Annotated in this window: 22 protein-coding genes, 1 tRNA gene and 1 pseudogene; 12 read left to right on the top strand and 12 right to left on the bottom strand. The window is 69.1% G+C overall.

Annotated features, from left to right (window positions below):
* Positions 1-95: 95 nt before the first annotated feature.
* Both U5O44_RS18620 and U5O44_RS18615 read left to right on the top strand, forming a co-directional pair.
* Positions 96-950 (top strand): AAA family ATPase, encoded by an 855-nt coding sequence (locus tag U5O44_RS18620; RefSeq protein WP_322589892.1) that lies wholly within the window; start codon positions 96-98, stop codon positions 948-950.
* A 16-nt stretch (positions 951-966) separates the two neighbouring features.
* Positions 967-1563 carry a GNAT family N-acetyltransferase gene (locus U5O44_RS18615; RefSeq protein WP_322589891.1) on the top strand — a complete coding sequence of 199 codons (597 nt, stop codon included), beginning with the start codon at positions 967-969 and terminating at the stop codon, positions 1561-1563.
* 13 nt (positions 1564-1576) lie between these two features.
* Here U5O44_RS18615 and U5O44_RS18610 read toward each other — a convergent pair whose 3' ends face one another.
* The 7 genes from U5O44_RS18610 to U5O44_RS18580 are packed head-to-tail and all read right to left on the bottom strand — an operon-like array spanning position 1577 to position 8021.
* Complete coding sequence (locus U5O44_RS18610; protein WP_322589890.1) at positions 1577-1993, bottom strand: type IV pilin protein; 417 nt, start codon at positions 1991-1993, stop codon at positions 1577-1579.
* Entirely contained in the window at positions 1990-2358 is a 369-nt protein-coding gene (locus U5O44_RS18605; protein WP_322589889.1) for a hypothetical protein, read from the bottom strand. The genes U5O44_RS18610 and U5O44_RS18605 overlap by 4 nt, the downstream gene beginning before the upstream one ends.
* 5 nt (positions 2359-2363) lie before the next feature.
* Positions 2364-5357 (bottom strand): pilus assembly protein, encoded by a 2994-nt coding sequence (locus U5O44_RS18600; RefSeq protein WP_322589888.1) that lies wholly within the window; start codon positions 5355-5357, stop codon positions 2364-2366.
* Between the two features lie 7 nt (positions 5358-5364).
* A complete protein-coding gene (locus tag U5O44_RS18595; protein WP_322589887.1) occupies positions 5365-5922 on the bottom strand; it encodes a pilus assembly PilX family protein in 558 nt (185 codons plus the stop codon).
* The gene (locus U5O44_RS18590) at positions 5909-6982 is read right to left on the bottom strand and encodes a PilW family protein (RefSeq protein ID WP_322589886.1); all 1074 of its coding nucleotides are present in this window, start codon (positions 6980-6982) and stop codon (positions 5909-5911) included. The genes U5O44_RS18595 and U5O44_RS18590 overlap by 14 nt, the downstream gene beginning before the upstream one ends.
* Entirely contained in the window at positions 6979-7512 is a 534-nt protein-coding gene (pilV, locus tag U5O44_RS18585; RefSeq protein WP_322589885.1) for a type IV pilus modification protein PilV, read from the bottom strand. Before pilV ends, U5O44_RS18590 begins: the two co-directional genes overlap by 4 nt.
* Positions 7503-8021 (bottom strand): GspH/FimT family pseudopilin, encoded by a 519-nt coding sequence (locus U5O44_RS18580; RefSeq protein WP_322589884.1) that lies wholly within the window; start codon positions 8019-8021, stop codon positions 7503-7505. The genes pilV and U5O44_RS18580 overlap by 10 nt, the downstream gene beginning before the upstream one ends.
* Before the next feature lie 183 nt (positions 8022-8204).
* On the opposite strand from U5O44_RS18580, the gene U5O44_RS18575 reads away from it, so the two are divergent.
* The 7 genes from U5O44_RS18575 to U5O44_RS18545 all read left to right on the top strand — a co-directional run bounded on the left by U5O44_RS18575 (position 8205) and on the right by U5O44_RS18545 (position 17099).
* Complete coding sequence (locus U5O44_RS18575; RefSeq protein ID WP_322589883.1) at positions 8205-9386, top strand: vWA domain-containing protein; 1182 nt, start codon at positions 8205-8207, stop codon at positions 9384-9386.
* Entirely contained in the window at positions 9383-11260 is a 1878-nt protein-coding gene (locus tag U5O44_RS18570; RefSeq protein ID WP_322589882.1) for an autotransporter assembly complex protein TamA, read from the top strand. Before U5O44_RS18575 ends, U5O44_RS18570 begins: the two co-directional genes overlap by 4 nt.
* 56 nt (positions 11261-11316) lie before the next feature.
* A complete protein-coding gene (locus tag U5O44_RS18565) occupies positions 11317-15534 on the top strand; it encodes a translocation/assembly module TamB domain-containing protein (RefSeq protein ID WP_322589881.1) in 4218 nt (1405 codons plus the stop codon).
* A tRNA-Arg gene (locus U5O44_RS18560) sits at positions 15525-15599 on the top strand. Before U5O44_RS18565 ends, U5O44_RS18560 begins: the two co-directional genes overlap by 10 nt.
* 87 nt (positions 15600-15686) lie before the next feature.
* Positions 15687-16346 carry a tyrosine-type recombinase/integrase gene (locus U5O44_RS18555; RefSeq protein ID WP_322589880.1) on the top strand — a complete coding sequence of 220 codons (660 nt, stop codon included), beginning with the start codon at positions 15687-15689 and terminating at the stop codon, positions 16344-16346.
* A 156-nt stretch (positions 16347-16502) separates the two neighbouring features.
* On the top strand, positions 16503-16682 hold the full coding sequence (locus U5O44_RS18550) for a type II toxin-antitoxin system HicA family toxin (protein ID WP_322589565.1): 180 nt from the start codon (positions 16503-16505) through the stop codon (positions 16680-16682).
* A gap of 21 nt (positions 16683-16703) precedes the next feature.
* Positions 16704-17099: a type II toxin-antitoxin system HicB family antitoxin gene (locus U5O44_RS18545; RefSeq protein ID WP_322589879.1), complete on the top strand. Its 396-nt coding sequence runs from the start codon at positions 16704-16706 to the stop codon at positions 17097-17099.
* A gap of 48 nt (positions 17100-17147) precedes the next feature.
* Here the strand turns inward: U5O44_RS18545 and U5O44_RS18540 are convergent, their stop codons facing one another.
* The 4 genes and pseudogenes from U5O44_RS18540 to U5O44_RS18525 all read right to left on the bottom strand — a co-directional run bounded on the left by U5O44_RS18540 (position 17148) and on the right by U5O44_RS18525 (position 20019).
* Positions 17148-17300: an integrase core domain-containing protein gene (locus U5O44_RS18540; protein ID WP_322590530.1), complete on the bottom strand. Its 153-nt coding sequence runs from the start codon at positions 17298-17300 to the stop codon at positions 17148-17150.
* 47 nt (positions 17301-17347) lie between these two features.
* A pseudogene (locus U5O44_RS18535) lies at positions 17348-17497 on the bottom strand (transposase); the annotation flags it as partial.
* Between the two features lie 274 nt (positions 17498-17771).
* Complete coding sequence (locus U5O44_RS18530; RefSeq protein WP_322588457.1) at positions 17772-19097, bottom strand: IS4 family transposase; 1326 nt, start codon at positions 19095-19097, stop codon at positions 17772-17774.
* A gap of 103 nt (positions 19098-19200) precedes the next feature.
* A complete protein-coding gene (locus U5O44_RS18525; protein ID WP_322589878.1) occupies positions 19201-20019 on the bottom strand; it encodes a LysR family transcriptional regulator in 819 nt (272 codons plus the stop codon).
* Between the two features lie 101 nt (positions 20020-20120).
* Between U5O44_RS18525 and U5O44_RS18520 the strand changes: the two genes are divergently transcribed.
* The 3 genes from U5O44_RS18520 to U5O44_RS18510 all read left to right on the top strand — a co-directional run bounded on the left by U5O44_RS18520 (position 20121) and on the right by U5O44_RS18510 (position 22602).
* Positions 20121-20891 carry a type 1 glutamine amidotransferase domain-containing protein gene (locus tag U5O44_RS18520; RefSeq protein ID WP_322589877.1) on the top strand — a complete coding sequence of 257 codons (771 nt, stop codon included), beginning with the start codon at positions 20121-20123 and terminating at the stop codon, positions 20889-20891.
* 78 nt (positions 20892-20969) lie between these two features.
* Positions 20970-21614 carry an NADPH-dependent F420 reductase gene (locus U5O44_RS18515; RefSeq protein ID WP_416222223.1) on the top strand — a complete coding sequence of 215 codons (645 nt, stop codon included), beginning with the start codon at positions 20970-20972 and terminating at the stop codon, positions 21612-21614.
* Between the two features lie 10 nt (positions 21615-21624).
* On the top strand, positions 21625-22602 hold the full coding sequence (locus U5O44_RS18510; RefSeq protein WP_322589875.1) for a low temperature requirement protein A: 978 nt from the start codon (positions 21625-21627) through the stop codon (positions 22600-22602).
* Positions 22603-22649: 47 nt separating this feature from the next.
* Here U5O44_RS18510 and U5O44_RS18505 read toward each other — a convergent pair whose 3' ends face one another.
* Positions 22650-24005 (bottom strand): GGDEF domain-containing protein, encoded by a 1356-nt coding sequence (locus U5O44_RS18505; protein ID WP_322589874.1) that lies wholly within the window; start codon positions 24003-24005, stop codon positions 22650-22652.
* Between the last annotated feature and the right edge of the window lies 1 nt (position 24006).

The following is a 24006-nucleotide window of genomic DNA, read 5'->3' as shown; positions in this document are numbered from 1 at the left end:
GGCGGCTCGTCACCACACGCGCCGATATACTGATTCCGTAGAACCCGCCCTCCCGCCCCCGCCCACGCAGCACGGCTTCCAGACCCGAGACCCGCATGAAATTCACCGGCTCCTCCCAGTACGTCGCCACCCAGGACCTGATGCTCGCGGTCAACGCCGCCATCACGCTGCAGCGCCCGCTGCTGGTCAAGGGAGAACCCGGCACCGGCAAGACCATGCTGGCCGAAGAGGTGGCCGCCGCGCTCGGCATGCCGCTGATGCAGTGGCACATCAAGAGCACCACCAAGGCGCAGCAAGGCCTCTACGAGTACGACGCCGTCAGCCGCCTGCGCGACAGCCAGCTCTCCGACCCCGAGAGCGCCGAGAAGGTGCGCGACATCCGCAACTACATCGTCAAGGGCACGCTGTGGCAGGCGTTCACGGCCGATCAGCCGGTGGCGCTGCTGATCGACGAGATCGACAAGGCCGACATCGAGTTCCCGAACGACCTGCTGCGCGAGATCGACCGGATGGAGTTCTACGTCTACGAGACACGCGAGCTGATCCGGGCGAAGCACCGGCCGCTGGTCTTCATCACGTCGAACAACGAGAAGGAACTGCCCGACGCCTTCCTGCGCCGCTGCTTCTTCCACTACATCAAGTTCCCCGAGGCCGAGACGATGCGCCAGATCGTCGAGGTGCATTTCCCGGGGCTGAAGAAGGAGCTGCTGGCCGCGGCGATGAAGAACTTCTACGACGTGCGCAACCTGCCGGGGCTGAAGAAGAAGCCGTCCACGTCCGAGCTGCTCGACTGGCTGAAGCTGCTGGTCGCGGAAGACATCTCGGCCGAAGCGCTGCACAGCGCCGACCAGAAGGTGGCGATCCCGCCGCTGGTGGGCGCGCTGCTGAAGAACGAGCAGGATCTGACGCTGTTCGAGAAGCTGGTGTTCATGCAGAGCCGCAACCGCTGACGCCGAGGGCATGGCGATGACCCCGTGGCCCGCACCCGTCACGCTCCAGGGCAGCCATGTCCGGCTGGAGCCGCTGCACCCTGACCACGCCCCGGCGCTGGCCGAGGCCGTGCGCGAGGGTGAACTCTGGAACACCTGGACCACCGTGGTGCCGACGCCGGATGGCATGGCCACTGAAATCGACCGCCGACTCGGACTGCAGTCCGCCGGATCCATGCTGCCGTTCGCGGTGCTGGACGCCAACGGCGTGCCCGTCGGCATGACGACCTACATGCACATCGACGCGCGTTTCCGGCGGGTGGAGATCGGCTCGACCTGGCTGGCGCGGCGGGTGCAGCGCACGGCCTTGAACACCGAGGCGAAATGGCTGCTGCTGCGCCATGCCTTCGAGACGCTGGACTGCATCGCGGTCGAGTTCCGCACCCACCGCTTCAACCAGCAGAGCCGCCGCGCCATCGAGCGCCTCGGCGCGCAGCTCGACGGCATCCTGCGCCACCACCAGCGCACGGCCGACGGCAGCCTGCGCGACACCTGCGTCTACAGCATCACCGCGCCGGAGTGGCCGACGGTGGCCATGCACTTGCGCGCCCGGCTCGACCAGCCGCAGCGCTGAACATCACCCGCCATTACCAGCACTTCGCGACGGTGTAGCCCGTGGAAGCCGAGGCCACACCCTTCGCACCGGCCTGGTTGTAGGTGTAGTTGCCACATTTGTCGCCGACCTGTGCGCCACTGCGCGTGGCCAGCAGGCTGAAGCCGTCGGCATCCTGGCTGACGATCGTCAGCGCGTAGTAGCCCTGGGGTGAACTGCTCGGGTAGAGGCCCGTCGCGCCCAGCGTGGCCCCCACATAGGTACCGCGCTCGGTGTAGTGGCGCTCCATGGCCTGGGCTGCGGCGAGCAAGGCGGTCTTGGCATCGGTACGTCGGGACGAGGCCACATGCTCACGGTAGGACGGCACAGCCACACTGGCCAGGATGGCCACCACCGCCACCGCGATGACCAGTTCCACCAGCGTGAAGCCACGGACAGAGCGGTGTGTCATGGCTGCCCCTGCACATCCTGCACATACAGGGTCACGATGCGCAGCACCGCCCCGGCCCGTTTTCCCATCGGCTCCAGCGCATAGCGCACCCGCATGCCACTGCGCAGCCGCGCCAGGGGTACCGGCTTGCCGGTCAGCTCGTGCAGCACCTGCAGACGCTCGGGATCCCATTGCAGGGTCTGCCCATGGATCTGCAGGCTCTGGCGGGAAGGATCGATCGCACCGATCACGCCGCTGTGCTGGTCGATGTCCAGTCCGCGCGGTGGCACAGCCTGGGCCCAGGCGGCGCCACCGGCAGCCGCCAGGCACGCAGCCAGGGACGCAGCCAGCAGCCCCGGCCGCAGCCGGTCGAGGAAAGTGGGCATTGCATTCATTGGATCTGCTCCCAGCCGGCACGGCCCGAGGCACGGGTGCCACCGGCCTCCCGAACCCGCACCATCGTGCCGTCCGAGGTGTTGACGAGCTTGTCATCGAGCTTGCGGTCCTTGGCCCGGATGAAGCTCGGTGCCGAGGGAATCGCGCCCAGCCGCACGCCGGACACCGAGGTCTTGGCGGCCACCCAGGTCAGCAGGTCCGCCGCATCGACCTGGTTGTCGGCGTTGGTGTCGAGGGCGGGCAGGTCCGAGCGGTTGCCGGTCACCGCGTCCACTTCCATGATCCAGCCATCTCCGCCGCCCTGGCAGTTCACGGTCCCCGGCACCATGGTCGAGAAGATCGCCTTGCCGTAGCGCACGGTGGCGTGCGACACGACCCGCTCGCCCGCCGTCGGCAGCTCCAGCTTCCAGCCGCGCTTCTCGGTGATGTAGAGGCTGGATGTGATGCTCTTGTCGCCCGTGTACACGGTGGCTGGCGTGCCGACTGCGTAGGTCGTGAAACGGTAATCACGGCTGTCCGGCCCCTTCGTGGTGCCGAGCACGCTCTGGGTGACCAGCTGGCTGGCCGTCACCGGCGCGCCCTTGTCCCAGATGCCGTAGAGCGCCTGCGTGGCCGTGCTCGACGTGTCCGCGCTGGCCAGGTACATGCCGGTGCCGAAGGTGACAAGGTAGCCGCCTTCTGGATGCAGGGTCACATCCGGGCGCGCGGTGATGGGCTGGCCGCTGGCGGTGGTGAACAGCGGTGCCGGAGCCGCTGCAGTGCCGTAGGCGACCTTCCAGCTGGTCGGGTCGGTGGCCGACAGGTCGAACTTCCAGAGATTGCCCTGCTGGTCGGTGCCGTAGACCAGATCGACCACGCCGTTGTTGCCGCTGCTCAGCCCGACCAGGCCGGTCAGGCCGTTGGGCGTGGTGGCGCTGCCGGCGCCGGTGCTGAGGTTGACGGACTGTCCCGTCTCCACATCGATGGCCATCAGAACCGCCACGCCGTTGCTGCTGTTGTAGCCATTGCCGACCAGCGCACGCCATTTGCCGTCGCGGGTGCGGGTCAGCAGGGGGGCTTGCAGGATGTGGCCGACCGTGGCGTTCGAGCCATCCAGCTCCCAGCGGGCGACCTTGTTGGCCTGGGACTCGGTGAAATTGGCGGGGTTGCTCACGTCCAGCGCATAGAGTCCCTTGCCCCCTGCGCCGAGGCTGCCGATCAGCACCGTCTTCCAGCCCCCGCCGTAGTAGACATCGCCGCCGACCAGCGGACCGTCCACGCTGTAGTGGTGTCCATAGCCCTGCTCCGGCAGGGCGGCCAGACGGTCTGCGGCAATGGCCGGCACGTAGGCAAAGACTTCGTCGCCCGTGCTGGCGTTGAATCCGTGCAGCATGCCGTCGTTGGCACCGACGTAGACCATCGGGGGCATCGCGGCGCGTGCCGTGCGGTAGGTGGCATAGGCGGTGGCTTCGGCACCATCGCGGACGTAGCGGCCGCCGCTGGCGAGGTAGAGCGGCGTCGAGTTGATGATGTCGCCCAGCACCGTGGTCGGGCGGTTGCGGAAGGGCGCCGGGCCGGTGCAGGTCGCGCAGTTGCGCAGCTCGCGGCTGGTGTCGCCCCGCAGGTACTGCAGGCGGGCCGCGCCGGCCGTGTCCGCCGTGCCCGCACCATTGCGGTTGAGCGCCGTGACCATGGCGGCGGGGATTTCGGTGGCCGTCGTGCTCGCGGGATTGGCGGGCCAGCGGAAGGCGACACCGCGGCTGCCGAGGGCGGACGACGGGCGGTAGCTGAGGATCTGGCGGCCGGTGCTCCAGTGCTGCAGCTTGAGGCGCTGGGCGGCGTCCCAGAGCGGAGTTGTCGCGGTGGCCCCGGAGGCCAGCAGCGAGTACGCCTGAAGCTGCCCCGACCAGTCACCCGAGTTGAATCGCGCCAGGTACGCCACCGAGCCATTGCTCCAGGCCCCCGCGTTCAACGCCACGCTCGCCGAGGACGCCGTGCGGGCCGTGATGTCGGCATTGATGGCGGCGAACGCCGCCGTCAGCGAAGCGCGGTCATTGGCGAGATAGGCCGCGCCGGTGCCCCCGACTGCAGCCATGCGGTTCATGCCGGCCACCGAGCTTTCGTTCTCGAAGGCCGATCCCATGCCAACGATGTAGGTCTGCACGTCATAGGTGCCGTTCACCGCAGCCAGATTGTTCACCGTGGTGGCCCGCAACTTCTGGATCTCGTCGATCACTTCGACCGTGGCGGGGCTGTAGGTCCAGGTGCCATCGGCCTTCTTGGTGTTGCGCAGCTCGGCGTCCGTGCTGTAGCGGTAGGCACCCTTGCTGTAATTGGGATCGCCGTCGGTGGCGAGCACCACGAACTGGCGCTGGCAGCTCTTGTCGGTGATCGGGGTCGGCGTGGCATTGAGCTTGTTGCCGAAATACTTGCCGGCCGTCTCGATCGCACCGGCCAGCGGTGTTGCCCAGGTCGAGTTCTTGACCTCGGTGGTCGCGGCATTGGCCGTGTGGTTCGCCAGCAGGCTGTTCAGGGTGGCCAGGTGTGCCGCCGAGGTGGTCTGCACCGGCTGGCGGATGCTGCCCAGACCGGTCACCTTGTCCGAGTAGTACAGGATCATCGGCGGCGGGTAGCCGTACTGGCTGTAGTCCAGGACGTAGGGCGTGGTCGCGTCGAAGGTGGCCAGGCCCCAGCGGAAGCTGTTCTGGTAGGCCGCGATGCTGTCGCGCAGCACCTGCCGGGCGATGTTGCCCCGGGTGTTGACATCGACGAAGGTCGTGCGGTTGCCGCCGGGCATCACCGCCTCCATCGACTGCGAGTTGTCGTAGATGACCAGCAGGTTCGGCTGCACGCCGGTGGAGAGGTAGGGCGGCTTCTGCGCGAAGCTGATGGTCTGGGCCGGCGCGGTGAGGGGCACGCACCCGAGCAGCAGCAGGCACCATGCGCGCCGACCGGCGTGCGTCAGCACCCTCGGATCGCCTGGGTTGACAGCCAATGCAGTGGGGTTCATGGACAGCTCATTGCTTGATGTAGGTGGACTGGAGCACGACGACCGTCGAGGCCCGCACGCCGACCCCCCGTGCCGTGATGCGGAAGGCCTGCGGCGCGTCATCGACCGACTGCGCCAGGCTGGCGGACTGACCCGCCGGGGGGGGCAGCGGTGGCAGCTGTTCGATGAAGTAGCGCGGCTGGCTGGCCACGCCGGGCAAGGCCGTGGCCCCGGTGACGCTGCCGTAGGCGCGGGTCTTGCCCGCCGAGGCCCCCCAGTCGATGGTCTGCCAGAGCGGGCGGGACGTGGGAGAAGCCGAAGTCATCGACGGCGGACGACACAGCCCGCCGGTGCAGCTGGCCACAAAGGCCGAATCCATGCCGAGGTTCGCCTCGACATCGGCCTCGGCATCGCGCAGCGCCGCCTCGGCGGCCTGCAGCGCGATGTTGCGGTCGCGGGCATTGCCGGCCATGCGCTCCTGCACCAGGCTGGAGTTCATGCCGGCCAGCGCCAGCGATGCCAGCACCACCAGCATCATCAGGATGGTGAGGAGCGAGAAGCCGCCTTCGCGGTCAGCGCAGCGCATTGCGTACCTGCACGGTTGTCGACACCACCGTGCGCAGGCGCCGGTCGGTCGGGGTGACGGTCGTTCCATCGAAGGTGTAGGGCTGGGGGGCACTGCTGATGTTGTCCTCGGTGCTGGCCAGCAGCAGCTCGGTCTGCGCGGTCACCACCTGGCGCCAGTCGGTGACCTCGGCCGGCCGCACATAGGCATCGGCAGCCCCATCGTCATTGCTGTCCAGCCCCAGCGTCACCCGCAGGGCCTCGACCCCGGTCACCAGCTCCTGCGGCTGCACCGTGCCGTCGTAGGCCGGCGTGGTGTAGGACCACAGGGCACGCTGTCCGGTCTTGCCGGGACGGGCGCTGGCGGCGAGGTAGTAGGTGACCGTGGTCAGGCGATAGACCATCGCATCCTGCAGGAACACCCGGCCCAGGCTGCCAGTGCTCACGCCCGGCGTGGCGGTGACGCTGGCGCTGTGCTCGATCGAGCCGTCCAGTCCGGGGCTGTTGTTGGTGGCCTGGAAGACGACCGCCCCGGCACAGTCGGACACGAGCAGCAGGTCACGGCCCGTGATGGCGCCGGTCGGGGTCACGCTCAGCGCGGCGGTGGGGCTGGCCATCTCGGCGGTCAGCGCCCAGCCGGGGCCGGTGGTGCGCCGCACGGTCAGCACATCGCCGGCACTGTCCGGCGCCGGCACCAGCGCCGGGCTGCGGATCGCCGCATCCAGCGCGGGCACCCAGGCAGATCCGCTGTGGCGAGAAGCCCAGAGACCCGCCCCGAAGTTGTAGAGGAAGTCGGTCGGCGTGTTGAGCACATTGCCCACCGGCGTGGCCGCGCCTGTGCCGCGACAGCCACGGAAGCCCGACATGCGCAGGTCGGTCGCCAGCGTGTCCACCGTGAAACGCGCGCTCTCCTGCAGGCGCGAGACATGGTTCTGCGCCTGGAAGGTGCCCTTGCTGCCCAGAAAGACCATGCCCATCACGCCGACGAGGAACAGCCCCAGCACCATCGCCACCATCAGCTCGACCAGCGTCACGCCACGCGGGCGGCGCACCAGACTCCTGCGGGGTAGGCGTCGCGTCATGGCCGCACCACGTTGACGAAGCGGGAGGCCACGCCACGCTCGCTCCAGAACACCTTGATCGCGATCTGGCCGCCGCTGCCGTCGCAGGCGGGGGAGGCCGTCGTGCCGTCGTCGGGCGAGCTGTCGAGGCAGATCACGCCGGAGCCGCCCGGCAGGGCCGAGCCCACCGCAGTGCGCCACTGGGCAAAGTCGCGCGCCGCCATCTGGGCCGCGCTGCAGACATTGGTCAGCGTGCAGGCGGAGGTCGTGGCCGGGTTGAGCAGGTTGTTGTACTGACCGGCCGCAGCACCGGGTGCGTTGGCGCGCACGCGGTCGGCCGCCTCATAGGCCAGCACGGTCGCCTTGCTGCGCCACATGGCGCTGGAATTGGTCGACAGGCCCCGCAACTGCAGCGCCGCATAGCCCAGCGCCGCCACCGCCAGCACCACGACCGTCACCAGCACCTCGACCAGCGCAAAGCCAGAACGGCGCCGTGCTGGCGAACGCACACGCATGCTCAGGTTCACGCTCAGGTTCACGCTCAGGTGCATGTGGTGATCCTCGCCACATCGGCCAGACCGTTCGGCGGCACGGTGATCTGCACGCCATCGGGCAGACCCGCACTCGGACAGAGCTTGAACTCCACCGCGGCCGCCGGTGTCAGGTAGCCGAGCGCGGTGAAGCGGATCGCCGACGTGCCCTGCAGCTTCAGCGCGGCGGGCAGCGCAGGATAGGTGCGCAGCAGGGTGTCGCCGGTGTCGGCGGTGCCGTTGCCGTTGCGGTCCAGGTACAGGTTCCAGCCCTGGGCAAATTCATTGCCGGTCACTCCGCCATCGGCCGGCAGCACCAACACGGACAGGCCCGCCCGCGCCGCCTCGGTGCGCGCCAGTGCCAGCGAGGACACGAAATCGGACGACAGCGCCGAGACCCGGTTGCGCGCCGAGAACGCGCTCAGAGATGGCAGTGCGACCATGCCCAGGATGCTCAACACGGCCACCGTCACCAGCATTTCGACCAAGGTGAAGCCCCGCGGGAAGGCCGCGGGCGGAGTGTTCGACATGGACAGATTCGGCAGAAGGGGATGATGCTGCTGACTGTAGGCAGCTCTGCAGGCGGTGCAGGCGGCGATGAGCCTGACAAAGGCTGCGCATTTCGACCTGAATCGGTCCCGAACGGCGCGGCTGTCCTAGACTTGCCAGTCGGGCACGCCTGCGGTGCCTGCAGTGCCTGCGGAGACTCCACCATGCTGATCGACTTCTTCTACACCCTGCGGGCCGCCAAGCTGCCGGTCTCGATCCGCGAGTACCTGACCCTGCTCGAAGCGCTGCAGGCCGGCGTGATCGACGACGACGGTGGCCCGTCGGTGGACAAGTTCTACTACCTGGCGCGCACCACGCTGGTCAAGGACGAGGTCCAGTTCGACAAGTTCGACCGCGCCTTCTCGGCCTACTTCAAGGGCGTGGAGATGCTGACCGACTTCACGCAGGAGGTGCCGCTGGACTGGCTGCGCAAGACGCTGGAGGTGGAGCTGAGCCCCGAGGAGAAGGCCAAGATCGAGAAGATGGGCTGGGACGAGCTGATGGAGACGCTCAAGAAGCGCTTCGAGGAGCAGAAGGAGCGCCACGCCGGCGGCTCGAAGTGGATCGGCACCGGCGGCACCAGCCCCTTCGGTCATGGCGGCACCAACCCGCAGGGCATCCGCATCGGCGGCGCCGGCAAGAACAAGAACGCCGTCAAGGTCTGGGACCAGCGCGCCTTCCGCGACTACGACGACAACCTCGAACTCGGCACCCGCAACATCAAGGTGGCCCTTCGACGCCTGCGCCGCTTCGCCCGCGAAGGCGCGGCCGAAGAGCTTGATCTCGACGACACCATCCACTGCACCGCCGCCAACGCCGGCCTGCTCGACATCAAGCTCGTGCCCGAGCGCCACAACAAGGTCAAGGTGCTGCTGCTGATGGACGTGGGCGGCACGATGGACGAGCACATCCACCGCGTGGAGGAACTCTTCAGCGCCGCCAAGACCGAGTTCAAGCACCTGGAGTTCTATTACTTCCACAACTGCGTCTACGACTTCGTCTGGAAGAACAACCGCCGCCGCTACACCGAGAAGTTCCCGACCTGGGACATCATTCGCAAGTACAACAAGGACTACAAGCTGATCTTCATCGGCGACGCGACGATGAGCCCCTACGAGATCGTGCAGCGCGGCGGCAGCGTCGAGTACAACAACGAGGAGCCGGGCGCCGAATGGCTGCAGCGCCTGACCCACGCCTTCCCGAAGTTCGCCTGGATCAACCCGGAGCCGCCCGGCGTCTGGGAATACCGCCAGAGCATCGCGATGATCCAGCAGCTGATGAGCCAGCGCATGTTCCCGCTGTCGCTGGCGGGGCTGGAACAGGCCATGCGGCTGCTGTCGAAATGAATGCAGGACCGGGATGGCGCGGGCCCCTGCTGCTGGCGACACTGCTCGCCACCGGCGCTCCAGCCCTGGCCCAGGATGCCGCATCGCCCGGGGCCACCACCGCCGACCCGGCACCCGTCGCCGCCGCGGAAGACGAGGTCGACACGCGCGACGTCACCTGGACACTCGACATCGCCGCCCCCGCGGAGCTGCGCGCGCTGCTGTCGCGCTACCTCGACCTCTCGCGCTACCTCGCCACACCCGACACCGCCCGTGTGCCCCGCGGCGAGCTGATGCGGCTGCGCCAGGCCGCCCCTGCCCAGGCCCGCGCCCTGCTCGAAACCGTCGGCCACTTCAACGCCAAGGTCAGCACCCAGGCCCGTGACGATGGCCAGGTGATCGCGCTGCGGCTGCTGGTCGAGCCGGGACCGCTGACACGGGTGGCGCAGGCGCGGCTGGAATTCGAAGGGCCGCTGTCGGTCAGCGCCGAGGCCGGTGATGCCGACGCGGCGCAGCTCGTGGCCCGCGCCCGCCTGCGCTGGTCGCTGCCCGCGGACGAGGTCTACACACAGGACCGCTGGGGCAGCGCCAAGAGCCAAGTGCTCGCGCTGCTGCGCGCCGAAGGCTATGCCACCTCCGCCTGGAGCGGCACGGTGGCCCAGGTGCGCACCGCCGACGACCGTGCCACGCTGTTCCTCGTGGCCGACAGCGGACCGCTCTACCGCTTCGGCGCGGTGGAGGTCAGCGGGCTGGACCATGTGGACGCCGACACGGTGCGTGCGCTGCAGACCTTCACCGCCGGCGAGCCGCTGCGCGAGCAGGCATTGCTCGACTACCAGGACCGGCTGGTCAAGTCGGCGCTGTTCGACAGCGTGGCCATCGAGATGGAGCCGGACCCGGCCCAGGCGGGTGCGATGCCGGTGGTGGTCCGGGTGCGCGAGCGTTCGCTGCAGCAGGCCACGCTGGGGCTGGGTGTGTCCGACAACACGGGGCCGCGGGTCACGCTCGAACACCTGCACCAGCGTTTCCTCGGCTTTGCCTGGCAGGCCAAGAGCAAGTTCCAGCTCGGCCGCACCGATCAGCAGGCCGCGATCGACCTCACCTCCCACCCGCTGCCCGGCCCCTACCGCAACCTGCTGTCGGCATCGGTCAGCCGGACCGAGGCCAGCGGGCTCGATGTCACCAGCCAGCGTGCCCGCCTCGGCCGCAGCAAGGACGACCAGCGGCTGGAGCGCCTGTATTACCTGGAGTGGCAGCGCTCGCTCACCCGCAGCCTGGCCACCGGCCTGCGGGTGGACGACACCTCGGCCGTCAGCGGCAACTACCAGTGGATCTGGCGCCAGCTCGACCACCCGCTGCTGCCGACCCAGGGCCTGAGCCTGTCGCTCGACACGGCGCTCGGCCGCTCCTTCGCCACGGTGCAGCGCGGCGGCGTGTTCGGCCGGGTCAACGGACGCCTGACGCACTACACCACGCTCAGTCAGAACTGGTACAGCACCAGCCGGCTGCAGATCGGCCAGATCTTCTCTGCCGCCGACGTGGCGGTGCCCTACTCCTTGCTGTTCCGCACCGGCGGGGACGACGCGGTGCGCGGCTATGCCTACCAGAGCCTCGGCCCGCTGGACGCCACGGGGGCGGCGGTGGGCGGCCGGGTGGCGGTGGTCGGCAGCGTGGAGCTGGCGCGGCCGTTCCTGCGCAGCATGCCGGCGCTGTGGGGCGCCACCTTCGTGGACGTCGGCAATGCCGCAGCCAGCTGGAACACGCTCAACGCCGCGCTGGGCTACGGCGTCGGCCTGCGCTGGCGCAGCCCCGTCGGCGCCCTGCGCATGGACCTGGCGTACGGGCAGCAGGTGCGCAAGGTGCGGCTGCATTTCAGTGTCGGCATCACGTTCTGACGATGGATCCGGTCCGCCCTCCCCCGCCTCCCCCGCCTGCTCCCCCGGCCGGTGCTGTGCGCTGGTCCCGCTGGTTCTGGTCGCCGCTGGTGCTGCTGGTGCTGCTCGTCTGTGGACTGGCGGCAGGGCTGTACGCCGCGCTGGGCTCTGAAGCCGGAAGCCGCTGGCTGCTCGGCCTGGTGCCGGGGCTGGAGAGCCGCGGCGTGCGCGGCTGCCTGCTCGACGATTTCGATGCCGATCAGCTCCGCTACCGGCTGAACGACCGGCAGGTGCTGCAGATCGACCAGCTCCGCTGGCGCGGCGTGCAGCTGCGCTGGCCGGACGGCAAGGCGCCGCTGCTGGGCCTGGCGCAGCTCTCCATCGGCCACCTCGACCTGCAGGGCAGCGCCGGCAGCGACGCCCCGCCCGTGCTGCCCACGGCACTGAACCTGCCGATCGCCGTGCAGATCGGCAAGGTCCGCATCGACCGGCTGAGTGTGGATGCCCTGCGGGACCGCCCGGTGCGCGGACTGAGCGCCGCGCTGAGCCTGCAGGCCGGCCGTGGCGGGGTCCACCGGGTGGATGCGCTGCAGCTGCGCTGGGACCGCCTGGCGCTGCACGGACTGGCCAGCGTGGGCGCCGATGCGCCGATGCCGCTGGAGATGCGGCTGGTGCTGACGCCGGACGCGGCGGCCCAGGCCGCGGCGACACCGACCCCGCTGGCGCAGGACTGGCGCGTCGACCTGCGCGCCCACGGCCCGCTGCGGCAGATCGCCGTCGACACCCGGCTCGTCGGACGCGGCCAGTCGCTCGACCTGCAAGCCGAGATCCGCCTCGAACAACCGCAGCCCCTGAGCCACCTGCAGGCCCGGCTGCAGGCGCTCGACCTGGCGCCCTTCGCCAGTGGTCTGCCCAGGACCGCACTGACCGGCCAGATCGACGCCCACCTCGACCAGCGCCCCCGCACCGGCACGGTCCAGCAGCGCCTGCAGCTGCAGGTCGATCTGCAGAACCTGCGTCCCGGCCCCTGGACACAGCGTCTGGTGCCGCTCGACACCGTCAAGCTCACCGCCAGCGGTGAGCTGCGCAACCCGGACACCGGCACGCTCGACGCACTGCTCGTCAGCCTGCACGACGGCAGCGCACCCGCGGGCACCGTGCTGGGCAGCGGCCGCTGGACCCTGAGCGGCGCAGGCGGCCAGCGCCGCCTCGACGCCGCCCTGAGCAGCACCTGGCAGGATCTGCAGCCCGCGCGGCTCGACACCCGCGCCCCTGCGGTGCAGGTGAGCGGCCCCCTCACGCTGACCTATGGCCAGTCGCTCGGTGACAACCCCGACGCAGGCCGCCGGCTCACGCTGGACACCGACCTGCGCGGGCAGCTGGTCGGCGCCGGACTGCCCGAGGTGCGGCTGCTGCTACAGGCCCAGGCCACGCCCCAGCGCATCGACCTGGCGCAGCTGCAGGCCCGCAGCGGCGCGGCCCGACTCGACGCCAGCGGCCATGCCGAGCAGGTCGATGCCCACTGGCTGGTCCAGCTCAAGAGCGAGCTGGAGGCCTTCGATCCCGGCCTGTGGTGGCCGGGCGAGACCCCGTCGCTCGGGCCACGCGGCAGCCACCGGCTGGGCGGTCGACTCGACGCCGACCTGCGCCTGCCCACCCTCCCCGCAGCGGGCGTGGCCGGACTGGCCCAGATCACCGGCCGAGCCGATCTGCAGCTCGCGCCAAGTCTGGTCGCAGGGGTTCCGCTGGCAGGTCAGTTCAAGCTTCAGACCCGCACCAGCACGGGCAATGCCCCGCAGTCCCCGCAATGGAGCCTCGATCTCAAGGCCACCGCCGGCGCCGCCGCTGGCGCACCCGACGCCACCGAACTGCACCTGGCAGGCGATCTCACCCAGAACCCGGCCGAAGACCACTGGACCCTGCAGTGGAACAGCACGGCCCCCGAGCGCCTCGACCCGTGGTGGAAACTCGCCGGCTCGACCACCCAGCTTAGCGGCGACAGCCAGGGCACGCTGGAGCTGCGCGGGCGCTGGCCGCAGGTGCGCAGCACCGGCCAGCTGCGCAGCACCCGCCTGCGCCTGCCGCAAGCCGAGCTGCAGGGGCTGGACGCACGCTGGAAGCTCGGCACCCTGCCCGGGGATGCGGTCGATCTCGTGGCCGATGTCGGCACGCTGCAGGCGGGCGGCCAGACGCTGACCGCGCTCGCCCTGCGCACCCAGGGCACTGCGGCCAGCCACCAGCTCCAGCTGCGCAGCCAGCTGGAGGCACGTCCCCGCGCCGACCAGCCCGTCCGCCGCCTGCAGGCGCTGCTCGCACTCGACGGCGGTCTGGGCGATGACCTCGGCGCGGCGCTGGCCAGACGCGTGGACGGCCTGCGCTGGAGTGGCAAGCTCGCGCAGATGGACGTGCGTGAACTGCCAGCGTCCACGGGCTCTGTGCCCTCCGTGCCCGCCGCTCCGCTGCTGCAGCTGGAATCGGCACCGCTCAGCCTCGTGCAGGACAGCAGCGGCCTGGCCGTCCAGCTCGGAGCCAGCCGGCTGACGCTGCTGGATGCCCAGTTCCTGCTCGACGGCGCCGACTGGCGCGGCGGCAGCGCGCCGCAGATGGGCCTGCGCGGCCGGCTCGTGCCGCTGCGGGTGGCGCCGCTGCTGGCGCGGGCACAGCCCGAGTTCGGCTGGGGCGGCGACCTGACACTGGGCGGGCGCATCGCGCTGCAGTCCACGCCGGAGCAGTTCACCGCCGACATCGCCCTGCAGCGCGACAGTGGCGACCTCAGCGTCGAAGACCCCGACCTCAACACCGGCCCGCGCCGTCTCGGCCTGGCCGACCTGCAGCTGCGCCTGAACGCCGCCGACGGCGTCTGGCAGCTCACCCAGCGCGTGTCCGGCGGCAACCTCGGCAGCCTGAACGGCCAGCAGACCGTGCGCACGGAGCGCAACGCGCTCTGGCCTGCAGCCGACGCCCCGGTCGCCGGCCAGATCGACCTGCAGATCGCCCAGCTGGGCAACTGGGGCCGCTGGCTGCCCCCGGGCTGGCGCCTGTCCGGGCAACTCGCCACGCAGGCACGGGTCGGCGGCCGCTTCGGCTCCCCCGCCTTCAGCGGCGAGCTGAACGGCAGCCAGATCGCCGTGCGCAACACGCTCCAGGGGGTCGACTGGGCCGACGCCCGGCTGAAGGTGCGGCTGGACGGCGACGCAGCGCGCATCGACGAGTTCAGCGTGCGCGCCGGCGCCGGCACGCTGGCGGCCCGCGGCGAAGCCACGCTCGGCACAGCGCCGCGCCTGGCGCTGAAGGTCACCGCCGAGCGTTTCGCGGCCCTGCAGCGGGTGGACCGCAAGCTCGTCGTCAGCGGCGAGGCCGACCTCGTGCTCGACGCCCAGCGCACGCAGCTGAAGGGGCGTGTGCGGGCCGACGAAGGCCGCTTCGATTTCACGCAGAGCGACGCGCCGGCCCTGGCCGACGATGTCGACGTGGACCGCGGCCGCGGCGACCCGCGCAGTCGTGAGACCGCCAGCGCCAGCCGCCGCACCACCACGCTCGACCTGCGCGCCGACCTGGGCGAGGCTTTCATGCTGCGCGGACGTGGCCTGAGCACCCGCCTGGCCGGCGAGCTGCGGCTGACCAGCCCCGCCAACCGGCTGGCCATCCACGGCAACATCCGCGCCGTCGACGGCACCTACGCCGCCTACGGCCAGAAGCTGCGCATCGAGCGCTCGGTGATCGCCTTCACCGGCGTCGCGGAAAACCCGCGGCTCGACATCGAGGCGATCCGGCCCGACCTGGAGGACATGCGCGTCGGGGTCACCGTCACCGGCACGGCGCAGAACCCGCGCATCCGCCTGTTCAGCGAACCGGCCATGACCGACACCGACCGGCTGTCCTGGCTGATCCTCGGCCGCGCCTCCGACGGCCTCGGCCGCACCGACCTGGCCCTGCTGCAGCGCGCCGCCTATGCGCTGATCGCGGGGGAAAGCGACAGCCCGGGCCTGGTGGAGCGCATCGGACTGGACCAGCTCTCGGTGCGCCAGGACGGCGAAGGCGACACGCGCGAAACCGTGGTCACGCTGGGCAAGCAGATCAGCCGGCGCTGGTACGTCGGCTACGAGCGCAGCCTGAACGCCGCCAGCGGCACCTGGCAGCTCATCTACCGCGCGGCGCAGCGCTTCACGCTGCGGGCACAGTCCGGCGCGGAAAACGCGCTCGACCTGATCTGGACGTGGAAGTGGGGGTCGCAGGCTACAATGCCCGGCTCCGAGACGCGCCCCGCCGTCGCGCCTTCCCCCGCCTCCCCGTAGTTCAATGGATAGAACGGGCGCCTCCTAAGCGCCAGATACAGGTTCGATTCCTGTCGGGGGGACCAAACCAGCGACGCACGACCGATCACGACGACGCTTCACAGCGCATGGCAAGCGGGGGAACATCCGGGGGAACAAAGGTACCGTTCCCCATGCTGACCGATCCCGCCTGCCGCAATGCCACCTGCCCGACCGACAAGCTTCGGACCCGTCTGGCGGACGCCGGGGGGCTGTACTTGGACGTGAGCCTGAAAGCTGCGCGCGATGGCCGGGACCGGGCGCGCAAGACCCGCGATGCCGGCACGGATCCGGTGCAGGCGCGCAGGGTCGAGAAGGCCATCAGCAGCGCCAGCACGGCCACCACCTTCGAGCTGGTGGCGCGAGAGTTCCACGCCACCAAGGTGGACGGGTGGAGCGAGAACCACGCCGCGCAGTGGCTGCGCTGCAGCGAGAAGGATCTGTTCCCCTGGATCGGCGCCCTACCGCTGGCGGATGTGTCGGCACCGCTGCTGCTGGACACGCTGCGCAAGGTCGAGGCACGGGGGGCGCTGCTGCGCGATATCGACGGGTACGCCGGCCAGCCACTGACCCGGGCCGCGCTGCGCCGCATGGGCTACGGCAACGAGGACATGACCGCCCACGGCTTCCGAGCGATGGCGCGCACGCTGATCATCGAGCGCCTGCCGGGCATCAGCCCCGACGTGATCGAGGCGCAGCTGGCGCACGGCAAGTCCGTGCCGCTGGGCATGGCCCATGACCGGGCCGAGTTCATGGAGCAGCGTCGGCAGATGATGCAGACGTGGGCGGACTAGCTGGACCGGCTGCGGGACGGGGCGCAGGTGATCCCGATCCGGGCCGCGTGACGCCTGCGCACATCGGCTGAAACAGGGGTCGCCACCCAGGCCGAAACGACAGCACTGAGAGCACTCACAGCACTTCATCGTGTGTATCGTTGTGTATGATGAGGCATGAAAAGCGCCGACATCATCAAGCGACTGAAGGCCGATGGCTGGTTCTTGGTGCATGTCGTCGGCTCGCATCACCAGTTCAAGCACCCCAGCAAGCCCGGAAAGGTGACGGTGCCACATCCGAAGAAGGATCTTCCGATGCCCACCGTGCGCAGCATCCTGGCACAGGCCGGGCTGTGAACCCCTTCTCAAGGAGCCTCCATGCTGTACCCCGTCTACGTCCACATGGGTGACGCCGAACACGCCCACGGCGTCACCTTCCCCGACTTCCCCGGCTGCTTCGCGGCGGCCGACGAGTGGGAAGGGTTGCCCGCTGCGGTGCAGGAGGCGGTGCAGGCGCATTTTCACGGCGAGCCTGACGCTGTACCGGCGCCGACCCCGATGGAGCGGCTGGCGCAAGACCCGCAGTACCGGGACGGCGTCTGGTTGCTGGTGGACCTCGACCTGAGCCGCATCGAGGGCCGTGCCGTGCGGCTGAACGTGAGCCTGCCCGCCAACCTGGTGAAGCGGATCGACGCATGGGTAGCGGCGCACCACATGACCCGTTCTGGCTTCCTGGCGCGTGCGGCGCAGCAGGCGATGCAGCAGCAGGCGTGACGGACGCAGAACTGACCTTGCCCCGGGATTCCGTATCCCATAGCTGGACTACGCACTGGCTTGCCGGGGTTGGCCGGCGAGCCAGTTTTCTTCGAACTGCATCGGGCTGACATAGGCCAGCGTCGAGTGCAATCGCACCCGGTTGTACCAGAGCATCCAGGCCATGATTTCATCCTTGGCCTGGCGCCCGCTTTCGTCCAGGTCCGCGGCCAGCCGTAGCCACCGCGCGTCTGGGCGTGCATCGGCTTGGCCTTGACCCAGTTGAACAAGGTCTGATCGACCACGCCCAGCGTACGGGCCGCCGCCACGATGCTCTGCCCGCCCTCGACCAGGCGCACCGCTTCCTGCTTGAACTCCAACGTGTAGCGCGCCCTTGGCGCAGTCTTCGGCTTCGTCATTTCCGTTCTCCTTGCTGACATTGCATCACTCAGCATGGGAGACGGTTTCCGAGGGCAAGGTCAGAGCGTCTCACACGGCATCAGGCCCTGTGCAAATCAACGACTTGGGATCCTCTTCTTGGCTTTGTCAGTCGCTCTCATCAACGGTGTTCGACGAATTCTTGGTCACATCGGCAAAGGCAGTCACGGCGAGGTCTATGAAGGCTCTGACCTTGGGGGTCAGGTAGCGGGCGCTGGCGAACACCCCATGCACTGGCGCTGAAGGCCATCCCTTTCAAGGTGATCGCCCGGAAGCCTTGAGAAGTCGAGCGGTGGAGAAATGAGATCGGGCAGTTCGGCCATCGACCCAACCCTTGGAGGCGGCCACCTTGGGCCCGCGCTTGGCCGTGGCGAGCTTCTTGGCCGGCAGGTGCATGGCCAGCTCCAGCAGGCGCCGCGCCAGGCGTTCGGGCGAAGGCTCGGCCCGATCGGACCAGCACTGGGCCGGCACCGCCACGAGCAGGCCCTCGAAGCCCTGCTTGACGTGCTGCGCCAGATGGAAGGTGGAGACCTCCAGCTCGGGCAGGGCGGGCCGGTGCGCCTGCTCGATCACCGCCTGCAGCAGCGCCAGGACGTTGTAGGCCAGCACCGCCACGGTGAACCCGAGCAGCGCCGCGCGCGGGTGCCCCAGGGTCTTGATCTCGCTGTCGAGCACCGACTCCAGCCGCCCGAACAGGCCCTCGATGCGCCAGCGCTTGCGGTACAGCGCAGCGATCGTGGTCGCCTCCACCGTCGCGGGCAGATTGCTCCACAGCCTCAGTGTCGTGCGGCCCGACTCGGTGGGCTCGTCCAGCTCGATCTCGATGCAGCGCCACGGCGTGCAGGGCTGTGCCTGCCCGCGCACGGCCCGCAGCGTGATGGCGCACTCCCGCACACAGCCCGTGTCCATGCGCACCGCCTCGCTCCACGCCCCGCGTTCGCCCACCCTCGGGTGGCGCCCATGCTCACGCACGATGAAGCTCGCCGCCGCGTCCTGCCAGCCCTGCAGCAGTGCGCGCGTGCAGAAGTGGCTGTCGGCCACCCACAGATCCCCGGGCTCGGCCCCCGCCACCAGCGGCATCACCCCCACCCGCTCGCTCTCGTACGCGTCTTCGCACGCCACCAGATCCCGCACCAGCGCCTCGTCCGGGTCGTACACCACCAGCGCGTGCCCCGGCAGCGCCGCGCCACGCCGACCACGCAACACCCCCAGCCTCTTCTCGCTGCGCCCCAGGTGGTTGCCGTCCACCACCCTCAGCCTCCACCCCGGCAAACTCCTCGGCCTGTCCAGGCTGCCCATCACCGGCCCCAGCCGCTGCGCGCTGCCCTGCACCAGCGCCCTGAGCAACTCCGGCCTCGTCCCGCTGACCTTCCCGTACAGCGCCGCCAGCGACACCGGCAAACTTCGGCTCTGCATGGCCGCCGCGTGCAGCGACGGCCTCAGCCCCAGCGTCACCAGTGTCATCAACTCCACCACCGTCGAGAACATCAGCGTCCTGGCGTACTGCTGCCCGCGGTGCGCCTCGAACACCTCGTCGATCCACTGCGCCGGCAGCGCCTCCTCCAGAACCATGCGCGCCATCACGCTCGCCGGCGTCTGCTGCTCGAACCGCTCAATCACCGCTTCCCAGATCTCAGTCTCCTGTTGGCCTTTCCTTCCTGCAGCTTACCGACTCTGGGGGGACTCACCTTGAAAGGGATGGCGCTGAAGGCAGTTGCCAACTGGCCAAGACCGGATGCAACAGGCCTGCTGCCACCGAGGGAGCAGCCAATAACCATGGCAGTTGGCCGATGCCCAGACCATCGATGGCGGCGTCTCGGACCGCGAAGCTGTTGTTGGCGTTTAAGCGGGCAGCAGGTTCGATTCGCCGTACCTCGGTTCCCCGGGTGAAGACCCAGACCAGGCGCTGGCGGGAGCCCGAAAAGCGTATCAGCGCGTGCTGCGCCAGGTCTTGCGGGACTACGGGCCGAGGCTGTCGCCGCAAATAACCGGGAGCGGCGAACAGCCCATACTTCAGGTCGCCCAGCTTGCGCACAGCGAGGGAAGAGTCGGTCAGCGGGCCCACCCGAATCGCGAGATCGAAGCCCTCGTGCACGATGTCCACAACCCGCCCGGTCATCTCCATGTCCACGTTCACGCTGGGGTGCTTCCGCAGGTAGTCGCGTACCCAGCCATTGACCGCGAGCATCCCGAATTCGACGCCACAAGTCAGGCGCAGCGTGCCGCGCGGTTCGCCCTGCGCCTGCTGCACCGCGCGCCGTGCGTCCTCGGCCGCCCCCAGAATGCCTACCGCGCGTTCGAAGAACTCACGCCCAACCTCGGTCAGCGAGAGCGAGCGTGTGGTGCGCTCCAGCAGGCGCACGCCCAAGTCGGCCTCAAGTTGGCTGACCACACGCGATACATGGGCCTTCTGGCTGTGCAGCTGTTCAGCCGCACGGGTGAAGCTGCCGGTCTGAACAACCTTCACGAAGATGTCGAGGTGGCCAAGTTCCATTGTTGTCATTGCAGGCAACAGAAAGTCATATTCTGCTGGATTTATCCAGTCGGCGAAACGTCGGAGACTCCATCCCGATCACTCCCTTTCATCCTTTCCCGGAGATCGCCATGAGCCTCAGAGACCCCAACACGCTGAACCCGAACGCCCGCAAGCGTGTCGCCATCGTCATCGCCAACCCCGCCGTCTCTACCACCACCGGCTGGCCGGTGGGCTTCTGGTGGAGCGAGCTGACCCACCCGTACCACGTGTTCACCGAAGCCGGCTACGCAGTCGAGGTGTTCAGCCCCACCGGCGGCAAGTGCCAGGCAGACGGCATGAGCGACCCCAGCGACGCCAGCGGCTACTCCAGGACCGACCTGATCAGCCAGGGCTTCATTCACACACCCGAATTGAAGGCTCTGGTGGACAACACGAAGAAGGCGGCCGACATTGACATCGCGGCCTTCGACGCCATCGTGGTGGCCGGTGGCCAGGCGCCGATGTTCAACTTCGAGCAGGCGACCGACCTGCATGCCAAGTTCTCTGCCTTCCACAGCGCGGGCAAGGTTGCAGCCGCGCTGTGCCATGGCGTGGCCGTGTTGGCCTACGCCAAGGGCCCGGACGGCGAGCTGATCGCCAAGGGCAAGACCGTGACCGGCTTTGCCAATTGCGAGGAGGACTTCGCTGACAACGCAGTGTGGAGCTACAACATGCTCCCGCACGGCACCCACATCATGCCCTGGCGCATTGAAGATCGACTCAAGCAACTGGGTGCGAATTACGTGCAAGGCGGCCTGTGGCGCGGGTTCGCGGTGCGCGATGGCAACCTCATTACCGGCCAGCAGAACTTTTCGGGCGAGGAGACCGCACGACTGGTGGTTGAGGCGCTGGGGCGTTGAAGCGCTCCACCAGGCCGCTGCTCACGTGGCGGCTGGCGCTCTGGATCTAACCACAGCGACACACGACATGCCGTTCACATCCGGGAGAAAGACATGAGCATTTCCATCATTGGCGCGGGCAACGTCGGCGTGGCGCTAGGCCAGGCCTTGACCCGTCGCGGCGAAACCGTCGTATTCGGCGTACCGGAACCGCAGAAGTACGCTGCGGCCGTCGCGGCATTGGGCGACAAGGCGCACCTGACCAGTACGGCAGAGGCCATCGCGGCCAGCGACCTGCTCATCCTGGCCGTTCCCCACACGGCCACGGCGGGCATCGCGCAGAGCGTGCCCGACTGGCAGGGCAAGGTGCTGGTGGACGCGACCAACCCGCTGGCGCCGGGCCTGACCGGGCTGACACTGGGCACCAGCACCTCGGGTGCCGAGGTGCTGGCGCAGCAGGCCAGGGGCGCGCGGGTGGTCAAGGCCTTCAACAGCACCGGTGCCGACAACATGGCCGACGCGGCCTACGCGGGCGGGCTGCCCATGATGCCCATCTGTGGGGACGACGCCGACGCACGCCATCGCGTGATGGCATTGGCCACGTTGATCGGCTTCGAGGCAGTGGACATGGGCCCGCTCATGGCCGCCCGCTACCTGGAGCCGTTCGCCATGACCTGGATCCACATGGCGCTCCGCCAGGGGATGGGCCGGCGCTTTGCCTTCGGACTGCTGCGCCGGAGCTGAGGGGCTACCGATGACGAACTACGACGATCTGCCCCGGCACGCCGAAGGCCGCAAGGCCACCTGGTTCGAGCTCTTCTTTGATCTGGTGTTCGTGGTCGCGGTGGCACAACTCTCAAGCGCCTACGCGCACCACTACGACCTGGGCGGAGCGCTGGTGTTCGCGCTGGCCTTCCTGGCAATGTGGTGGTGCTGGCTCGGCCACACCTTCCACGCCACGCGCTTCGACAACGACAGCGGGCGGCAGCGCGGGCTGGGCTTCCTGCAGATCGTGGCCGTGGCACTGATCGGCTACGGTGTGTCGGATCCGCTGGGCAACCGTGCCTGGGCCTTCGGCGGCGGTATCGGTGCATTCAAGGTGCTGCTCATGCTGGCCTACCTGGGCGAGCTGCGTTGGCGCGGGGCCGCTGGGCTGATCAGGGTGTACGCCGTGCTGTACGCGGTGCAGGCGCTGCTGTGGCTGACAGGTGCCGCAGCCGAGGCGCTGCGCTGGGCGGCTTGGGGTCTGGCGCTGGGGATGGACCTGGCGTCGCCATGGCTGGTTGCGCGGCAGACCGCGGCGGTGCCACCGCATCCGGAGCACCTGCCAGAGCGATTCGGCTTGTTCACAATCATCTTGTTGGGCGAGGGGATGGCCGCGGTGGTGCATGCACTGGACCACGGCGAGCATCTGCACCTGTCGTCGGCGGTGGCCGCGCTGGTGGGGGCGGCGCTGAGCTTCGGACTGTGGTTGCTGTACTTTCACCGTGTCAAGGGCCAGGGCGAACGCCACATCTCCGACGCGGTAGGTGGGCGGCGCCTGCGGCTCTGGGCCTACGGCCATGTGCCGCTGTACATGGGCACCGCCAGCCTGGCCGCCGGCACCGTGGCGCTATCGGCACCCGGCGCACTCACCGCCAACTCAGGCGCCATCTACCTTGGCGGACTGACGCTGGCAGTCGTCGGACTCAGCCTGTTGAACTGGGCCAGACAGCCTAGCGAGCACGCGTAAGACCCGTCACAAAGAATCGATTCTTGTCGGAGAACCAGACCCCACCCTCACCGCGCCCGACACACCCGGTTGCGCCCCGTCAGCTTGGCCTCGTAGAGCGCCGCATCGGCGCGGCGCAGCAGCTGCACCTCGTCGTCCCCCGCATGGCCCTGGAAGGCCGCGACGCCGAAACTGGCGGTGACGACCTCGGCCACCGGCGAGGCCGCATGGGGCAGTGCCTCGCGCGCCAGCCGCAGCAGCAGCCGCTCCGTGAGGTTCAGCGCCCCCTCGACACCCGTGCCCGGCAGCAGCATGGCGAACTCCTCGCCACCGTAGCGGGCGACGACATCCAGCTCGCGGGCGAAGATCGACTTCAGGATGAGCGCGAACTGGCGCAGGCAGTCGTCGCCGGCAGCGTGTCCGTAGTGGTCGTTGTAGGGCTTGAAGGCATCGATGTCGGCCATCACCAGCGTCAGCGGCTCGCCCGAGCGGCGCGCACGCTGCACCTCCAGCCGGAACTGCTCGTCGAACTCGCGGCGGTTGTCCAGCCCGGTCAGTGCGTCGGTGGAGGCCAGGTGGCGCAGGCGCTTCTGGGCTTCGTGCAAGTCGGTGGCGTCGGTCAGGCTGATGACGACACCGTCCTTCAGCGGCCGCAGCTGGATGTCCAGGTAACGCAGCTCGTTCTGGCTCGTCAGCAGCACCCGGGTCACCGAGCGGTGGCCGCGCGAGTGCATGGTCAGCAGGCACTCGGCCTCGATGTTGAGCGCGGCCCAGTCCGCCAGTGCCTCGTGCACCAGAAAGCCGACCAGCGCCGCACGCGAAACACCGAACATGTCCATGAACGGTGGATTGCACACCAGCACCATCCAGCCCAGGTCGGTGCCGTCCGCTCCGCCCACGCGGCGCAGCGCCAGCAGCGCATCGCTGGTGGCATCGAGCACGGATTCGAGCAGCTGGTGGCGCGTCTGCAGCGGGTGGCCGTAGACCAGCAGCCAGTCCTCGCCATCCGGGCTGTGCAGCGGCAGGACCAGGCGCTCCCAGGTGAAGACGGTCAGCGAGCGGTCCGAGACATGGACCGTGTAGAGCGGCTGGTGCGAGTCCAGCGCCTCGACATAGCAGGCATGGAAGAAGCTGGTCAGCCGTCCACCGAAGTCGGACACCCGCCGGCCGGTCATGTCGCCCTGCGAGTACCGGGCGATCTCGGCGCCGTAATGGCCGTAGACGAACTCGTCGCCTTCGCGCCGCAGCAGCATCATCTTCGGATACAGCTCCGACCAGCGTCCGGCGTGGAACATCGCCATCGACGCCCGCGGACGGTCCTGGCGGGAGGCCACCCAGTGGCGCAGCAATTCGAGGACATGCGGGTTTTCCGTCGCGCCCTCAATGCCTTGCCGGACCACCTGGTGCCAGATCTGGGTTGTCATC

Source organism: Sphaerotilus sp., assembly GCF_034519685.1.
Taxonomy (GTDB): Bacteria; Pseudomonadota; Gammaproteobacteria; order Burkholderiales; family Burkholderiaceae_C; genus Sphaerotilus.
Note: the sequence above shows the minus strand (reverse complement) of the source record. Positions and strands in the feature narration are given on the sequence as shown.

Excerpts from the sequence above, each read along its gene's own strand:
- U5O44_RS18590 (WP_322589886.1), bottom strand. The coding sequence starts at position 6,982 with ATGACGCGACGCCTACCCCGCAGGAGTCTGGTGCGCCGCCCGCGTGGC.
- U5O44_RS18605 (WP_322589889.1), bottom strand. The coding sequence starts at position 2,358 with ATGCCCACTTTCCTCGACCGGCTGCGGCCGGGGCTGCTGGCTGCGTCC.
- U5O44_RS18550 (WP_322589565.1), top strand. The coding sequence starts at position 16,503 with ATGAAAAGCGCCGACATCATCAAGCGACTGAAGGCCGATGGCTGGTTC.
- pilV (WP_322589885.1), bottom strand. The coding sequence starts at position 7,512 with ATGCACCTGAGCGTGAACCTGAGCGTGAACCTGAGCATGCGTGTGCGT.
- U5O44_RS18545 (WP_322589879.1), top strand. The coding sequence starts at position 16,704 with ATGCTGTACCCCGTCTACGTCCACATGGGTGACGCCGAACACGCCCAC.
- U5O44_RS18525 (WP_322589878.1), bottom strand. The coding sequence starts at position 20,019 with ATGACAACAATGGAACTTGGCCACCTCGACATCTTCGTGAAGGTTGTT.
- U5O44_RS18505 (WP_322589874.1), bottom strand. The coding sequence starts at position 24,005 with ATGACAACCCAGATCTGGCACCAGGTGGTCCGGCAAGGCATTGAGGGC.
- U5O44_RS18570 (WP_322589882.1), top strand. The coding sequence starts at position 9,383 with ATGAATGCAGGACCGGGATGGCGCGGGCCCCTGCTGCTGGCGACACTG.
- U5O44_RS18610 (WP_322589890.1), bottom strand. The coding sequence starts at position 1,993 with ATGACACACCGCTCTGTCCGTGGCTTCACGCTGGTGGAACTGGTCATC.
- U5O44_RS18595 (WP_322589887.1), bottom strand. The coding sequence starts at position 5,922 with ATGCGCTGCGCTGACCGCGAAGGCGGCTTCTCGCTCCTCACCATCCTG.
- U5O44_RS18510 (WP_322589875.1), top strand. The coding sequence starts at position 21,625 with ATGACGAACTACGACGATCTGCCCCGGCACGCCGAAGGCCGCAAGGCC.
- U5O44_RS18600 (WP_322589888.1), bottom strand. The coding sequence starts at position 5,357 with ATGAACCCCACTGCATTGGCTGTCAACCCAGGCGATCCGAGGGTGCTG.
- U5O44_RS18555 (WP_322589880.1), top strand. The coding sequence starts at position 15,687 with ATGCTGACCGATCCCGCCTGCCGCAATGCCACCTGCCCGACCGACAAG.
- U5O44_RS18530 (WP_322588457.1), bottom strand. The coding sequence starts at position 19,097 with ATGGCGCGCATGGTTCTGGAGGAGGCGCTGCCGGCGCAGTGGATCGAC.
- U5O44_RS18575 (WP_322589883.1), top strand. The coding sequence starts at position 8,205 with ATGCTGATCGACTTCTTCTACACCCTGCGGGCCGCCAAGCTGCCGGTC.
- U5O44_RS18615 (WP_322589891.1), top strand. The coding sequence starts at position 967 with ATGACCCCGTGGCCCGCACCCGTCACGCTCCAGGGCAGCCATGTCCGG.
- U5O44_RS18520 (WP_322589877.1), top strand. The coding sequence starts at position 20,121 with ATGAGCCTCAGAGACCCCAACACGCTGAACCCGAACGCCCGCAAGCGT.
- U5O44_RS18580 (WP_322589884.1), bottom strand. The coding sequence starts at position 8,021 with ATGTCGAACACTCCGCCCGCGGCCTTCCCGCGGGGCTTCACCTTGGTC.
- U5O44_RS18620 (WP_322589892.1), top strand. The coding sequence starts at position 96 with ATGAAATTCACCGGCTCCTCCCAGTACGTCGCCACCCAGGACCTGATG.